Origin of the sequence: Rhizobium sp. BK602, assembly GCF_014195095.1 — a bacterium.
Lineage (GTDB): Bacteria > Pseudomonadota > Alphaproteobacteria > Rhizobiales > Rhizobiaceae > Rhizobium.
In genome coordinates this window covers 78,346-93,655 of sequence record NZ_JACIBC010000012.1, presented here as the reverse complement: position 1 = coordinate 93,655, position 15,310 = coordinate 78,346, and the positions used below count along the sequence as shown (strand labels likewise).

General features: G+C 61.8%; 13 protein-coding genes. 6 read left to right on the top strand and 7 right to left on the bottom strand.

The window, feature by feature from the left end:
• The first annotated feature begins 30 nt into the window (after positions 1 to 30).
• Genes FHX11_RS28165 through hemN form a run of 3 tightly spaced genes read left to right on the top strand, consistent with a single transcriptional unit; the run spans position 31 to position 4,570 of the window.
• Entirely contained in the window at positions 31 to 1,635 is a 1,605-nt protein-coding gene (locus tag FHX11_RS28165) for an ATP-binding cassette domain-containing protein (RefSeq protein WP_184364168.1), read from the top strand.
• Complete coding sequence (locus tag FHX11_RS28160) at positions 1,632 to 3,227, top strand: ATP-binding cassette domain-containing protein (protein WP_184364166.1); 1,596 nt, start codon at positions 1,632 to 1,634, stop codon at positions 3,225 to 3,227. Before FHX11_RS28165 ends, FHX11_RS28160 begins: the two co-directional genes overlap by 4 nt.
• Positions 3,224 to 4,570 carry an oxygen-independent coproporphyrinogen III oxidase gene (gene hemN / locus FHX11_RS28155; protein ID WP_184364164.1) on the top strand — a complete coding sequence of 449 codons (1,347 nt, stop codon included), beginning with the start codon at positions 3,224 to 3,226 and terminating at the stop codon, positions 4,568 to 4,570. The genes FHX11_RS28160 and hemN overlap by 4 nt, the downstream gene beginning before the upstream one ends.
• 44 nt (positions 4,571 to 4,614) lie before the next feature.
• Here hemN and FHX11_RS28150 read toward each other — a convergent pair whose 3' ends face one another.
• Both FHX11_RS28150 and FHX11_RS28145 read right to left on the bottom strand, forming a co-directional pair.
• On the bottom strand, positions 4,615 to 6,537 hold the full coding sequence (locus FHX11_RS28150; protein ID WP_184364162.1) for a PAS domain-containing sensor histidine kinase: 1,923 nt from the start codon (positions 6,535 to 6,537) through the stop codon (positions 4,615 to 4,617).
• Positions 6,538 to 6,556: 19 nt separating this feature from the next.
• The gene (locus FHX11_RS28145; RefSeq protein WP_184364160.1) at positions 6,557 to 7,306 is read right to left on the bottom strand and encodes a helix-turn-helix domain-containing protein; all 750 of its coding nucleotides are present in this window, start codon (positions 7,304 to 7,306) and stop codon (positions 6,557 to 6,559) included.
• Between the two features lie 196 nt (positions 7,307 to 7,502).
• Here FHX11_RS28145 and FHX11_RS28140 point away from each other — a divergent pair, with 196 nt between their 5' ends.
• The 3 genes from FHX11_RS28140 to FHX11_RS28130 all read left to right on the top strand — a co-directional run bounded on the left by FHX11_RS28140 (position 7,503) and on the right by FHX11_RS28130 (position 11,050).
• A complete protein-coding gene (locus FHX11_RS28140) occupies positions 7,503 to 8,228 on the top strand; it encodes a response regulator (protein ID WP_184364158.1) in 726 nt (241 codons plus the stop codon).
• A gap of 211 nt (positions 8,229 to 8,439) precedes the next feature.
• Positions 8,440 to 8,877, top strand: coding sequence for a universal stress protein (locus FHX11_RS28135; protein ID WP_184364155.1), 438 nt, complete (start codon positions 8,440 to 8,442; stop codon positions 8,875 to 8,877).
• A gap of 244 nt (positions 8,878 to 9,121) precedes the next feature.
• Positions 9,122 to 11,050: an EAL domain-containing protein gene (locus FHX11_RS28130; RefSeq protein WP_246781178.1), complete on the top strand. Its 1,929-nt coding sequence runs from the start codon at positions 9,122 to 9,124 to the stop codon at positions 11,048 to 11,050.
• A 195-nt stretch (positions 11,051 to 11,245) separates the two neighbouring features.
• Here the strand turns inward: FHX11_RS28130 and FHX11_RS28125 are convergent, their stop codons facing one another.
• From FHX11_RS28125 to FHX11_RS28105, 5 genes are all read right to left on the bottom strand, one after another.
• Positions 11,246 to 12,103 carry a transporter substrate-binding domain-containing protein gene (locus FHX11_RS28125; RefSeq protein WP_184364153.1) on the bottom strand — a complete coding sequence of 286 codons (858 nt, stop codon included), beginning with the start codon at positions 12,101 to 12,103 and terminating at the stop codon, positions 11,246 to 11,248.
• Between the two features lie 34 nt (positions 12,104 to 12,137).
• Positions 12,138 to 12,905 (bottom strand): ATP-binding cassette domain-containing protein, encoded by a 768-nt coding sequence (locus FHX11_RS28120; protein ID WP_184364151.1) that lies wholly within the window; start codon positions 12,903 to 12,905, stop codon positions 12,138 to 12,140.
• A complete protein-coding gene (locus FHX11_RS28115; RefSeq protein ID WP_184364149.1) occupies positions 12,902 to 13,642 on the bottom strand; it encodes an ABC transporter permease in 741 nt (246 codons plus the stop codon). The genes FHX11_RS28120 and FHX11_RS28115 overlap by 4 nt, the downstream gene beginning before the upstream one ends.
• Entirely contained in the window at positions 13,642 to 14,361 is a 720-nt protein-coding gene (locus tag FHX11_RS28110; RefSeq protein WP_184364147.1) for an ABC transporter permease subunit, read from the bottom strand. Before FHX11_RS28110 ends, FHX11_RS28115 begins: the two co-directional genes overlap by 1 nt.
• Before the next feature lie 80 nt (positions 14,362 to 14,441).
• The gene (locus tag FHX11_RS28105; RefSeq protein ID WP_184364144.1) at positions 14,442 to 15,296 is read right to left on the bottom strand and encodes a transporter substrate-binding domain-containing protein; all 855 of its coding nucleotides are present in this window, start codon (positions 15,294 to 15,296) and stop codon (positions 14,442 to 14,444) included.
• Between the last annotated feature and the right edge of the window lie 14 nt (positions 15,297 to 15,310).

Sequence of the window (15,310 nt, the reverse complement as noted above, 5' to 3'; positions counted from 1 at the left end):
CGCCCGCTCGATCGATGCCAAAAGAGCGGCATGAACAAAGACAAGCCATCGACCCACTGTCCCGAATACACGCGTGCCGACATCGATAAGATCGAGGCGCTCGCGCTTGCGCGCGCCGCCGCAAGAAGCGGCTTGCGGGCGGTGTTTGCGATCCAGATCGCGCGCCTGGCGCTGCGGCTCGGCTTTTCGGCAACGGCCGCCCTGGTCGCTGGCCGCCTCGTGATGGACCAGCCGGTCGATCCCGGGCTGGCAATCCTTGCGATCGGCTTTCTGATCTGTTCCGCCATGATCGGATGGCTGGGCGACAGGATGCAGGCAGCCGCCGAAACCGTAGTCGCGACCGGATTGCGTGATGCCGCGAGAACACGGCTGAACGCCATGTCGCCGCGACAGTTGAACCAGCTGCCGGTCGGGACGCTGATCGTCGCCATGCAGCGTTATCCTGAATCCGTGGCATCCCTCGTCATCGGTCATCGCATGGCCTCGATGATGATGGCGATCGGCCCGATGGTGGCCGCCGCGATGCTCGTGCTCGTCTCCTGGCAGGCGGCGGTCCTCGTCATCTGTCTGACGCCGGTCATGATCCTGTTCTTCGCCTTGGTCGGCGATGCCATCCGGCGGCGCGCTACAATTCAGGAGCACGCCTTCGGCCGTCTTGCCGGACAATTCGCCGATCGCATCCGCGCGCTGCCGACCATTCTTGCCAATCATGCCCTTGCCGAGGAGGAAAAGAAGCTCGCCGCCCGGCTGGAGACCTATGCGCGCGAGACGATGGGCGTTCTCGGCATTGCCTTCATCAACGCCGGCATCATCGATTTCTTCGCGTCGCTGTCGATCGCCCTGCTCGCCGTCTTCCTTGGCCTTGGGCATCTCAAATTGATGATGATCCCCGGCTTTTCCGATCTCGCGCTCTGGCAGAGCCTGTTCATCCTGATGATCGCGCCGGATTATTTCGCGCCCTTCAGGCGTTTCTCGGAACAATATCATGCCAAGGCGGAAGGTCTTGCGGCGGCCGCTGCGCTCGACCGGCTGCTCAATGTCGATGTCCCCGACGCGGTGGCCATTGCCGCGCTTGACCGGCCCCGCACACCGCTTCCCGACCACGGCCTCGTCGCAATCGTCGGTCCCAGCGGCTGCGGCAAGTCGACCCTGCTGCGCCGGCTTGCCGGATTGGAACGGGAGGAGAGCCCTATTCCGCCGATCTCCGGGAGCATCGCATGGATTTCGACCGACAGCTTCATCGGCGGACGCAGCCTCCGCGAGGCGATCTGCCGGAACCTGCCGCCCATATCATCGGCAAGACTGTTCGATGCCGCAAGCGCGGTCGGATTGCTTGACGACACACTCCTGCCCGGCGGCCTCGATGCGCGATTGACGCGCGGCGGCGGCAATCTTTCCGGCGGTCAGCGGCTTCGCGTCTCCATAGCCCGTGCCATTCTATCGGGACACACAATCGTCGCGGACGAACCGACGGCCAAGCTCGACGCAACGACATCCACCCTCGTTCGGCAGGCGCTTCTCAGCATGGCGCGCTCGCGACTTGTCGTCGTTGCCACGCATGACAGGGAGCTCGCCACTGCTGCGAGGGTCACGATCGACCTTACAAGCAACCAGGAAACAGAGGTGGCAGCATGACGGGCGACCCCTTCTCTGCGAGCAGAAAATACTGGCGGCAAGCTACGCTGCTCAGCTGTTGCGCGCTGTGCTGCGGCATCCTGCTGGGAGGTGTCTCCGCCTGGTTCCTGGGGGCCGTGGCGACGGCCGGCCTGACGGCGGCGGCCGCCACCTTCAATTTCCATGTCCCCGCAGCCTTCATCCGCCTGTTTGCCATCGGCCGCACGGCAACGCGCTATGGCGAACGCCTGATCGGCCACAAGGCAGCACTTGGCGATCAGACACGCCGCCGGGTGGATCTGTTCGCCTCCATGGCGACAGCGCCTGCTGTTCGCCGAGCCGGCTGGCAGCTTGGCGACGAGGCTCGCCTTGCCGATTATCTGGATGATGTCGACGATGTCGATTATGCCCGCCTGCGCGCCCGCCTTCCCTTCCTGACCGTGACGGCGGGCCTTGCCATACTTCTCCTTTGCTCCGTCACCGTCGCACCGCTGTCGCTGCTGCCCATCCTCGTCACGCTGCTGATCGGCGCCGCGGCTGGCCGCAGAGTGGCAAAGGCTGGCTCCGTTGTCTGGAAGCGGACGCGGTTGCTGCGGCGAGACGGCGCCGAACGACTGGGCGCCGCCATGGCCTCCACCGTTTCCTTGCGCGCCGAACGCCTTTGGGACGATGAGTGTCGCTCGGCCATGGACGCCTTTTCCAAGGCCGATGGCCTCGTGCTTACCTTGCGTCGGCAGCAATCGGGCTTCGACGCGCTCGCCTCCCTCACCGGCCCGATCGCCGGGGTCAGCGTTGTCGCCGCCGCCTGGCTGGCCGGTAATCGCGGCGAGACGATGCTCCTGCCGATCGCGCTTGGATTTGCATGGCTTGCACTTGGCGAAGCCATGAATGGAGCATCCCGGATTCTGGTCGCCACCCTGCGGCGGGACGCGGCCTGGGCGGAAATCTCCCGGTGGAAACGGGATGCGGAAACCCCGGCTGCTTGCCCGGAGGCAGAAACGCCGCGCGAACTGTGGCACGAGTGCCTCCAGCGGATATCCCCATCGGGGGCGCCGATCGGCCATGTGCCGATTGCGCTGCACTTGAGACCCGGATTTCCGACGGTTGTGGCCGGCACCAGCGGCTGCGGCAAATCGAGCCTCCTGAAGCAGATCGCGGGCTGGATCGGCGAAGACATATTCGATGGACCGGACACAAGCCTGTCGGCACGACAGCGACGCGCCGGGACGACCCTCGTCCTCCACGATGCGGCAATCCTCGACGACACCGTCCGAGACAATCTTTTCGATCCCGAAGGCAGCGACGAAGCGCTGTGGCAGGCGCTGACGGCCGTCGAGCTCGATGCGCGTATCCGCGATGCCGGCGGCCTCGATGCCTGGATCAGGCAGGACATGCTGTCGCTTGGCGAGGCGCAGCGGCTCAATCTGGCACGCGCCTTCCTCGCCCGCAGCCCGGTCGTGCTGCTCGACGAGCCGACCGAACATCTCGATACGGCGCAGGGCCAGCGGATTCTCACCCGCCTTGCCGATCATCTGAGCGACCGCATCGTCGTGATCTCCACCCATCGCCCGATCCGGCTGCGCAACAGCACCACCCTGGACCTGCAAGCATGACACCTGTCCCCCACCATCGCCTGATCGACACGAAGGTTCCCCGCTACACGAGCTATCCGACAGCACCGCATTTCCATGACGGGGTCACGTCAGGGACGGTCGCCGGCTGGATCGATGCAATCGCCGCCGATGAGGCGATCTCTCTCTATCTGCATATCCCCTTCTGCGACCGGCTATGCTGGTTCTGCGCGTGCCATACGAAGCAGACGCTGCGATATGCTCCCGTCACCGATTATCTGGCGACGCTCCATCGGGAAATCGCCATGCTCGGCCGCCACCTTGCGGGCCGAGGTATCGTGCGTGCGATCCATCTCGGCGGGGGCTCGCCGACCATGATCAGGCCCGACGATCTGCAAAGCCTGTTCCAAAAATTGCATGCCACCTTCACGATCGCAGCGGATGCAAGCGTCAGCATCGAGATCGATCCGAACGATATGGACGAGGCGCGGCTGGATGCATTGGCCGGGGTCGGAACGACGCGGGCAAGCCTGGGTATCCAGGACTTCGATCCCCACGTTCAGAAGGCCATCAACCGCGAGCAAGGCTTCGAGGCGACACGCCACGTCATCGAGGGACTGCGCGCGCGGGGCGTAGGCTCCGTCAATATCGACCTGCTCTACGGCCTGCCATTTCAGACGCTGGCAACGCTTGGCAGGACCATCGACCTGTCGCTGTCGTCGCGGCCGGATCGCATTGCGATTTTCGGCTATGCCCACGTGCCATGGTTCAAGAAGCATCAGACGATGATCGATGAAGCCGCCCTGCCCGGCCCCGGGACGCGGCTCGAACAGGCGCAGAGCGCGGCAGCGCTTATCCGGCAAGCCGGGTATCATCCGATCGGCATCGATCACTTCGCCCTGCCGACGGATAGCCTTGCGGTCGCGGCGCGCGAAGGGCGTCTGACGAGAAACTTTCAGGGCTATACGGACGATCATTGCGAAACGCTCATCGGTCTCGGCCCTTCGTCGATCAGCCGGTTTCGCCAGGGCTATGCGCAAAATACGCCCTCGACCGGCCTATATGGCCGATTGATCGAAGCGGGCAGCCTCGCGGTCGTCCGCGGTATTTCCCTCTCTGCGGATGATCGCCTGCGCGGCTGGGTCATCGAGCGCCTGATGTGCGATTTTGGCTTTTCCACCGCTGCCCTGTGCGACATGTTCGGCGAGAGCGCCGAACCGATCCTGCGCGAGGCGGCCCTGCTCGCGCAGGCATCGCCGCATGTCGTCACGGAGGGAGACCGCTTCTCCATCCGGCCGGAAAGTCATCTGTTCGCCCGGTCGATCGCGGCACAGTTCGACAGCTATCTGCATCTGGAGAAGGCCCGGCATTCCGCGGCCGTCTAGCCGGTTCCGGTCGCGAGCTTTCTGGCTCCCTGTGGCGAAGGCGCCTAGTCGAGAAGATCCCGAAGCCGCTCCGCCAGCTCGCGGGCCGTATAGGGCTTTTTCAACCAGGTCCCGGACTGAGCGAGTTCTCTCCCGGCAATCGTCGGTTCCGCATAACCTGAGGTGAAGAGGATCTTGATGTCCGGCCTCGTTGCACGGACGGTGTTGGCGAGTTCGTCACCCGCCATGCCTCCGGACATGACGATATCGGTAAACAGCAAGGCAATATCGGGGTTTTCGTCCAGCCGGGCGAGCGCGTCCTTGCCGTTGGCCGCTTCGACCACCTGATAGCCGGCGTCGACAAGCCGGGATACGGCGACGCGGCGCACGCGCGGATCATCCTCGACGACGAGAATTTTCTCCGAGCCGCCCGGAATGGCCTGCTGGACCGGAAGGCCTTTTGGCCGATCGCCGGCATTGGCGTTTTCCCTTTGTGCGGCGGGGAGGAAAATGCGCACGCTCGTCCCCTGCCCGATCTCGCTGTAGAGCTGAACATGGCCGCCGGACTGCCTGGCGAAGCCATAGACCATGGACAGGCCGAGGCCGGTGCCGGCGCCAACGCCCTTGGTCGTAAAGAAGGGTTCGAAGGCGCGCTGCTTGGTGTCCGCCGACATGCCGTGGCCGGTGTCCGTCACTGCTATCAGGACGAAGTCACCCGTGCGGACCTGCGGATACATCTGCGCATAGTCGACATCGAGATGGACCCGCGAAATCTCGATCGAGAGCTTTCCGCCGCGATCCATGGCATCGCGCGCATTGAGAACAAGGTTCAGCAGCGCATTCTGCAATTGCGATGCATCGACCAGCGCCTCGTTCGCCGAACCCGCAACGACCGTACGGAATTCGATCGCCTCGCCCAGCGTCCGCCGCAGAAGATCGGAAAAACCCGCGACGAGCTGGCCGACATCGACGAGTTTCGGATTAAGCGGCTGCCGACGCCCGAAGGCCAGCAGCTGCCCCGTCAGCTTGGCGCCATCTTCGGCGGCCTCCTGCGCCTCGCGCAACAGCGGACGGAGCTTCTCGTCCTGGAGCCTGTTCTCGATCATTTCGAGGTTGCCGCTGATGACCGTGAGCAGATTGTTGAAGTCATGCGCCAGCCCGCCGGTCAGCTGCCCGATCGCTTCCATCTTTTGCGCCTGCCGCAGCTCTTCCTCGATCTTGTGCCGGCTGGTGAGATCGCGGATGAACCCGGTGAAGATGCGCCCGCCCTTGGTGATCGCCTCGCCGACGGCAAGCTCCATGGGAAACAGGGAGCCATCCTTGCGTTGTCCCGTCACCACGCGCCCGTAGCCGATGATGCGGCGTTCGCCGGTCGTCAGGTAACGCGAAATATAGCCGTCATGCGCATCGCGATCGGGCGGCGGCATCAGCACCCTCACGTTTTTGCCGCACACGTCCGCGGCCGTATAGCCGAACAGCTTTTCCGCCGCGGCACTGAAGGACGAAATCGTCCCGGCGGCGTCGATGACGACCATCGACTCCGGAACGGTGTCGAGAATCGAGCGCAGATGCGCCTCCCTCTCCGCCAGATCGTCCTGTGCTCTCTTCATGTCGCTCACATCATTGTTCGTCTGAATGATCAGCGCCTTGCCGCCAGCGTCCGGATTGACGAGCGCCCAGCGCGTCGCAACGAAAAGCGGGCGGCCGTCCTTTCCGCGATGCACGACCTCACCTTCCCATGCGCCATCGCGCCGGACGATGTCGCGGATTTCCTCAAGCGGTCTCGGAAAGCGAGTCGACAGAAGTTCGTGCACACTTCGTCCGATGGCTTCCTCGCGCGACCAGCCATAAAGAGCATGGCAGCCACCCGTCCAATGGCTGATGATACCGTCCAGACCGTGTACGATCAGATTGACCCCGTCGAGCAAGCGAGCAATTTCGTCTATCTTGTCTTCGCTCGGCACGTTGGCGACGGTCTTGCTGTTCATTGGTTCTCTTCATCTGCATTTAGTGGTGATTGCCGCCAGCGTAGGGGATTTGGATAGGCTCGTCGCCATAATATTCATCGTCCCCGGACAGTTGCACGAGCACTCCATATTTCATGACACGTACCGTGTGGCGGTCGACCGGACAGACGATCCCCCGTCGCGCCAGCCTGGTCATCGTTCTCGAAACGGTCTCGATGGTCAGCCCGAGATAGTCGGCAATGTCGAGCCGTGTCATCGGCAGCTCGACAAGGGCGCTGCTTCCGGGAAACGCCGACCCGCGCTGGACCTGTTTGCGCAGGAAGGTGCACACCCGCTCCTCGGCGCTCTTGCGCGACAGCAGCACCATCTGGTCCTGAGCCGCAGCCATTTCGTCGCAAAGATGGGAAAACATTTTGGACTGCAAATCGGGACATCTGGTGATTTCGGCCTCGAAGGCCCTGCGCGAGAGCCGGCGGATGCGGGTATCGACAATCGCCTCGGCGCTGTAGAGATAATGGCTCTTCAAGGAAACGCCGACAATGTCGCCGACATGTGCAAAGCCGGTGATGACGCGGCGGCCGTCGGAAATGATCTTGAAGATGCGCAGGCTGCCCCCGACCACCTCAAAGAGATGCTTTGCCATATCCCCCTCGAAGAACAGGGATTGGCCGGCACTCAGGCATTCGGCGGGCTGCTTTCTGAAGAGCGCCCGCAAACCGTCCGGCTCGGCGCCGAGACGCGCTGCGCTTCTGACTTCCTTGAGATGGTGAACATTGTTCGTCTGCAGCATGACCGTTCCTCTGAGCTGTCGATGGGAGCAGATGATCTGTCGCAGGTGACACCAGGATGCCGCGCATGTTAAAGACGGTGCCGTTTGGTAACAGTCTGTAACACTGGCCCAAGAAACAAAAAACAGAGCATGATGTCGTCCGAAAACCGCGTACACTTTTCGGCATCATGCTCCAGGGATACTGATCGGACGGGCGATGGCGGTACTCCATCATGAAGCACATCTCCTCGTCGTCGACGATGATCCTCGCATTCGCCAAATGTTGACGCGCTATTTCGAAGACGAAGGCTATGCGGTTTCTGCGGCTTCGGACGGAAACGAAATGCGCTTGCGCCTGCGTCAGCAGAATTTCGACGCTGTTCTCCTCGATCTCGTCCTTCCCGGCAGCGCGGATGGACTTGACCTCGCTCGCGAGCTTCGCGCCCAGTCTGATGTGCCGATCATCATGCTGACGGGTCGCGACGACGTTGTCGATCGTATTGTCGGACTGGAAATCGGCGCTGACGACTATATCGCCAAGCCCTTTCACCTTCGGGAGGTTCACGCCCGCCTGAAGTCAATTCTGCGCCGACGCCAGGCCCCTGCCCGAACGACGGAGCCGAACACCGAGGAAATCGTCGGTTTCGAGAGATGGAAGCTGAATATCAGCCGACGCCAGGTCCTCGACCCCGCAGGGCGAGATGTCGAGCTGACGACGGGCGAGTTCGACATGCTGACGGCATTCGTTCGCAACGCGGGACGCGTCCTCACCCGCGAGGTGCTCATGGACCTGACCAGAGGACGCAATCTTGAAGCGTTCGACCGCACGATCGATGCCCAGATCGTGAGGCTTCGCCGCAAGATCGAAACGGACCCCAAGAAACCGCAATTCATCAAGGCGGTGCGCGGCGTCGGCTATGTCTTCACCGCGAGACTGGACTGACAGGCCCTGGAGACAGCTTGCGGATCAGACGCAATTCCGACGACGACAATGAAGCGCTGGACGAGAAATATCGCGGTTTCGACGCGTCGGAAGCCGGTGACGAAAGCGGATTGTTTTGAATCAAGGCGCGGCAAGCTTCCCGCGACGATCATCGTCCCGGAAGAAGCGCCGGATTCACCGGCTACCCAGAGACGGATTTTAGGAGATTGCGATGTATCAACGAATAATGTGCGCGATCGGACTTGGCTCGCGCGAGGTAGCCGAACATATCCTACGCACGTCACATTCGCTCCTGGCGCCAGGCGGCGAATTGACCGTGGCACATGTCGTCGAGCGTTTCCCGACGGCGCGGGACAATCCTGATAGCTGGGCCGTATCGGTGATCGGCGAGGCTGAAGAAAAGCTCACCCTGCTGTGCAGGCGGCTCGACATACCGGCATTCATTCATGTGCGCTCGGGGCCGGCATCGCGAACATTGCTGGCCATTGCCAAGGAGAGGCACGCGGACCTGATCGTGGTTGCGGCTCACCGTTCCGATATTCTTGACCGGATTTTTGGCTCTACCGTCGATCATATCATCCGTCATGCGCATTCTTCCGTGCTGATCGACCGGATCGAAAAAGACCAATCTGACGTGACAGCGCGCTAGGTCAGGCAGGACGAGCCTGGAGCCTTGCGAGCGACTTTAAAGGCCGCCTGGCCCGGATAAGGCATCGGCATGTGTCCACCACACCCCACCACAACCCTAGATAAACACCTCCAAAGGAAAGTGTTATTCTAGGATAAGTCTGGCCGTTTCCAATTAAGTAACCTGGATATCATAATATCTCACAGGTATATCGGCAGACTATAGAATGAGTACATTAAGTTTCTTTAATAGAATACGTCATTTCATGATGGTGCGTTCGGACAATCCGGAGCTCCTGAAGGCCCAGTACCGCGCATTCACGCGCCAGGTGCCTATGATGTATCTCATACTGCTCTCCAGCACCTGGGCACTTGCCGTTACACATATGCATGTGGCGCCGCCTTGGTTGACGATTGCCGTGCCCGCCGTCTTTTCCATCGGCTGCATATTCAGGATGATATTCTGGTGGCGGACGCGCAATATCGATCCGCCGCCGAGCGTAGCCCACGCCGCGCTCGCACGAACAAACCGTCTTGCCGCTTGCATTGCCGTCGCCTTCACACTGTGGTCGTTCCTGCTCATTCCCTATGGGGATGCCTATACCCAGTCTCACGTCGCTTTCTACATGGCGATCACGGTCATCTCCTGCATCTTCTGTCTGATGTACCTTCGTTCAGCGGCTTTCGTCGTTGCGGCGATCGTGAACGGCGCTTTCATCGCATTTTTCATCTCCTCCACGCAGCCGACCTTCATCGCCATCGCGATCAACATGTTGCTGGTCTGCGTCGGCATGATCTCCATCGTCCTGACCAATTATCGCAACTTCGAGCGCATGGTGGTGTCGCAGCAACGCACGGAGGTGCTGAGCAACGAGAACTTCAAGCTCGCCAACATGGACAGCCTGACGGACCTGCCGAACCGCCGCGCCTTTTTCGCCCATCTGGAAACGGAATTGAGGACGGCCAGGGACGCCGGCACACGGCTGGGATTGGGCGTGATAGACCTCGACGGCTTCAAGCCGGTCAACGATCTCTATGGCCATTCCGTGGGAGACAGGCTGCTGATAGAGGTCGGCAAGCGTCTGTCGTCGGCCTTGAAAGCCAGCGCCGCGTTCAGGCTGGGCGGCGACGAGTTTGCCATCATAGCACCCTATATACCGGACGATGCTCAGCTTGTCATAAACGCGAACGCTATCGTCGAGCAACTTCGCGCGCCCTACCATATGCCCGAGGGAACGGTGCAAATTTCCGCGTCGATGGGCATAGCGGTCTTTCCAGACCTTGCGTCTACGCGGGAACAGCTGTTCGATCGGGCGGACTATGCGCTCTACCACGCCAAGAGGACCCGACGCAGCGAGGCGATCCTGTTCACCGCGGATCACGAGAGCCAGATCAACGCCGAAGCCCGCATCGAACACATGCTCAAGCAGACGGAGCTGGAAAGCGAGCTTTTCGTCGTGTTCCAACCGATCGTGGACATAAGCAACGAGCAAACGATCGGCTTCGAAGCCCTGGCCCGCTGGGACAATGCGGTGCTCGGACGTGTTTCGCCCGCGCAATTCATTCCCATCGCGGAACGGGCGGGTATTGTCAGTTCGCTGACGAGACCGCTGCTCAAGAAAGCACTCGCCTCGGCATCGCAATGGGAAGATCACCTGCGTCTGTCGTTCAACCTGTCCGCCCACGATCTCAATTCCTGCGAAGGCGTCTTGTCGGTGGTCGGCATCATCGAAAGCAGCGAGTTCGACGCCAGACGGCTGGACCTGGAGATTACGGAAACGGCGCTCGCGCATGATGTCGAACAGGTGAAGCGCTCGGTTGAAATGCTGCGCCATCTTGGCTGCGGCATTTCCCTGGATGATTTCGGCATCGGCTATTCCAGCCTGACGCGGCTGCATGCATTGCCGCTCACCAAGATCAAGATCGACCGCAGCTTCGTCACCTGCCTGCACGACAAGCCCGCCAGCCACAAGATCGTAAAATCCCTTCTCACGCTCAGCCGCGACATGGGGCTGGAATGCGTCGCGGAAGGGGTGGAAACGGCAGAAGAGCTTGCGGCCTTGAGACAGCTGGGAGGCACACTTGTGCAAGGCTATTTTTATTCGCCGCCGCTCAGCGCGCACGATGTCGGAAAATTCCTTTCGGAGCAGAGAGCCAAGTCGGTCATGGCGGAGCGCGAATACGATAAACTCTGAGACGCCGCGAACAGCCGCGGCCATATAGGCTGTCGTTCGCGCCACCAGGCGTGACCATGGCAGATTTGGCCGGCCGCAGAGCGCACGTTCGGCATGCACCCCGCGACGATGAAACTCGACGGCCATCCCCCGAGCTTCAGGATCATTTCATCACGTTCGCAGCCTGCGCGCTACGTCAGAGGTTCCAACCGCGTTTCACTTCGGCGTCACATCGAAGCCGAACCATTTCTGCGACAGCTTGGCGATCGTGCCGTCCGCCTTGGCCGCAGCGATCGCATCGTTGAACATGGCTTTCAGCTCGGTATCGTCCTTGCGCAGACCGACCGAGCTGCCGCGACCGAGCATGCCGCCCTGAAAACGCGGACCGGTAACCACCATCTCCTCATTGCCCGGCTTTGCCGCCGCCGTCGAAAGATAGGCCATGGATGCCATGACGAGGTCGACGCGGCCGGCCTTCAGATCGAGATCGTGCTGTTCGGTCGTCTTGTATTCGCGGATCTCGGCGACGCCCTTCAAATATTTGTCGAGGAAGGTCGCGGCGATCGATGCGGTCTGCACGCCGATCGCCTTGCCCTTGAGCAACGGCTCCAGCTCCTTCACCGCCTTGGCGGCGCCGGCCTCGTCGGTTGCCAGCGAAAAGACCTCGCCCTTCAAAGGCAGGCTGGCGAGCGCAGAGTCCTTCAGCGTCGCAAAGGTCTGGCCGGTCGTGCCGTAGGAATCGCTGAAGGCGATGACTTCCTCGCGCTTGGCGGTCGCCGACATGCCGGAAATGATCGCATCGAACTTGCCGGCATTCAACGCCGGGATCATGCCGTCGAAGGGCTGGATGATGGTCGTGCATTCGACCTTCATATGGGCGCAGAAATATTGGATCAGCTCGATTTCGTAACCGTCGAGGCTGCCGTCGGCCTTGGTGAAATTCCAGGGGCGAAACGCGCCCTCGGTCGCGATCGTCACATGCGTCCACTTCTTCTCGTCGGCGCGGACAACCGTCGAAACGGCCAGGGTGGCGATCACCATGATCGCCGTCAGAATTCCGGTCAGATATTTCATGCTCTGGTTCCCCTTGTTGATTGAGCGTGATGCGTTATTGGCTGATGAACTGACGGAAGCGCTCCGACCGCGAGTTCGAAAAGACATCCTGCGGCTTGCCGTCTTCCTCGACGACGCCCTTGTGCAGGAAAATGACGCGGCTGGAGACGTCGCGCGCGAACCCCATCTCATGCGTGACGACCAGCATGGTGCGTCCCTCCTCGGCAAGCGAGCGCATGACGCGCAGCACTTCGCCGACAAGTTCCGGATCGAGCGCGGACGTCGGCTCGTCGAACAGCATCACCTTCGGGTGCATGGCGAGCGCCCGGGCAATGGCGGCGCGCTGCTGCTGGCCGCCGGAAAGGTGGGCGGGATAGAAATTGCGCTTGTCGGCAATGCCGACCTTGGCGAGCAGGGCCTCGGCCTCCTCGATGCATTCGGCGCGCGGGCGGCGCTGAACATGGATCGGCGCCTCGATCAGGTTCTCGAGGATCGTCTTGTGGGACCAGAGATTGAAACTCTGGAACACCATGCCGAGCTGGGCACGGATACGGTCGACCTGCTTTCCATCCGCCGGGCGATGAGTGCCTCGGGCATTGCGCTGCATGCGGATGGTTTCGCCGGCGACGGTCACCTCTCCGGAATCCGGCGTTTCCAGCAGATTGATGCAGCGCAGGAACGTCGACTTTCCCGAGCCGGACGAGCCGAGAATGGAGACGACGTCGCCTTCCATCGCATTGAGGGAGATGCCCTTGAGGACCTCGACAGGCCCGAAGCTCTTGTGCATGTCGCGCACGCTGAGTGCGATGGACGTGGCCGTCATTGTGGTTCTCCTGCGGGAGCCGCCGTCGCGGCATTCTCTCGGGTGACGGGAAGAGGGGCGCGCAGATGCGGGCTCAGCCGGTATTCGGCGAATTGAATGAGACGCGTCAGCACGAAATTGATGGCGAGATAGATGGCCCCGGAGACCACGAAGACCTCGATTGCCCGATAGGTCTCCGAGATGATCTTGGCGGCGACACCCGTCACCTCCATCAGCGTGATGATCGAGGCAAGCGAGGTCGCCTTGACCATCGATATCATTTCGTTGCCGTAGCCGGGCAAGGCCTGGCGGATCGCCAGCGGCAAGACGATGCGGCGAAACATCAGGAAGCGGTGCATGCCGCAGGCGCGCGCGGCCTCGATCTGACCATGCGGGACCGAGAGCAGGCCGCCGCGAATGATCTCGCTGGCATAGGCCGCCGTATTCAAGGTCAATGCCAGCACCGCGCACCAATAGGGATCGCGCAGGAACGGCCAGAAGATGCTGTGCCTTACGGCCGGGAACTGGCCGAGGCCGTAATAGATGAGGAATATCTGCACCAACAGCGGCGTGCCGCGGAAGACGAAGACATAGAGCCGTGCGAACCAATCCAGCACGGCGATGCCGGAAAGGCGGGCAAGCGCCAATAGCAGCGCCAGAATGGCACCGAGGCAGATCGACGTCACGGCCAGCTCGATCGTCAGCGGGATTGCCGCGATCAGGCTCAGAAACGTTTCTTGAAGAAACTGCCAATCCATCAACGCCTCCTCACGCCGCGCGACAGATGCCGCTCGGCCTGCCGGATGATGAGGCTCGAAAAGGTCGAGATCACCAGGTAGATCGCGCCGGCGATCAGATAGAAATCGAAGGGAAGTCCGGTCGATCCCGCTCCGACCTGCGCCTGCCGCAGGAGTTCGGCAACGCCGGTGATCGAGACCAGCGCCGACTCCTTCAGGACGACCTGCCAGACATTGCCGAGACCGGGAAGCGCATGACGCAGGGTCAGCGGCGCAATGATACGCCGCAACCGCAGCCAGCGCGGCATGCCGCAGGCAATAGCAGCCTCGATCTCGCCGGGATGGACCGCCCTGAAGCCGCCGCGCAGCACTTCCGTGAACTGGGCACCGGAGGTGACGCCGACGGCCAGCGAGCCGGCGAGAAAGCCCGGGAAGCCGAGAAAACCTTCGGCGCCGAAAAGCTTGCCGACCGCCGTGACCACGGCACTGCCGCCGAAATAGAAGAGATAGATGACCAGCAGATCGGGGATGCCGCGCAGCACCGTCGTATAGGCATCGGCGGTGGCGCGGGCAAAGCCGTTGCCGGCGATCTTGGCCCACGCCCCGAGCGTTCCGATGCAGGCGCCGACGGCATAGCCGGCGATGGCGACAAGAATGGTCATCCACGCTCCGGCCAGAAGGGCATGCCCCCAGCCGTCCGGGCCGAAGCCGGCAAGCTCAAACAAACCCGGCTGGTTCATGATGTGCCCCTGGGAGAGCGGGTTTTGGTGGCGAGTGACATGGTTCGGCCTCGGCTAAGGGTGACGTGGGCGAAAGGCACTCAATTGGCGTCGAAGGTCGGCGTCAGATCGATCTTGCTCCACTTTTCCGAGAGCTGCTTGATCGTGCCATCCTTGGCGGCCTGCTTGATGGCGTCGTCGAACTTGGCCTTGAGGTCGGTCTCGCCCTTGCGCATGCCGAGCGCGACTTCGGTTGCCAGCATCGCACCCTTCACCAGCGGGCCGGACATCATCAGATCCTCGTTGCCGGGCTTGCCGAGTACGGAGGTTTCGTAAACGCCGCTATCGAAGCCGGCATCGATGCGCCCGGCTTTCAGATCAAGATCACGCTCGCCGGAATTCTTGTAGGCGCGCACGGTGACGTCGGAGCCGAAATAGGCGTTGATCAACTGCTCCTGGCTGGTCGACTGGACGACGCCGACGGTCTTGCCCTTGAGCGCCTTGCCGATGTCGGCCATGACCGGATCGGCCTTGGCCTTGTCGTTCAGGTTCAGCCGTTCGCCGGTCAGCGGCAGGGCCGGGACCGGACCGTCCTTCAGAAGCAGGAAGCTAGCAACGCCGCTCGCATAGGGCACGGTGAAATCGACCACCTGCTTGCGCTTCTCGTTGATGCCGAGCGTCATCACCAGATCGAACTTGCCGGCATTGAGGCTCGGGATCATCGCATTCCATTCGCCGGCAATCAGTTCGCAATCGACCTTGGCGCGCTTGCAGAGGTCGTTGATGAGGTCGACGTCGAAGCCGGCGAGCTTGCCGCTGGAATCCATGAGGTTCCAGGGCGGAAAGGCGCCCTCGATACCGACTTTGACATGTGTCCAGTCTTTCGCGCCGGCTGCAAGCGGCGCCAGAAAGGCAATGGCGCCGAAAACGGCGGCAAACAGATTTCTATTCTTCATTTTCAGTTCCCTTT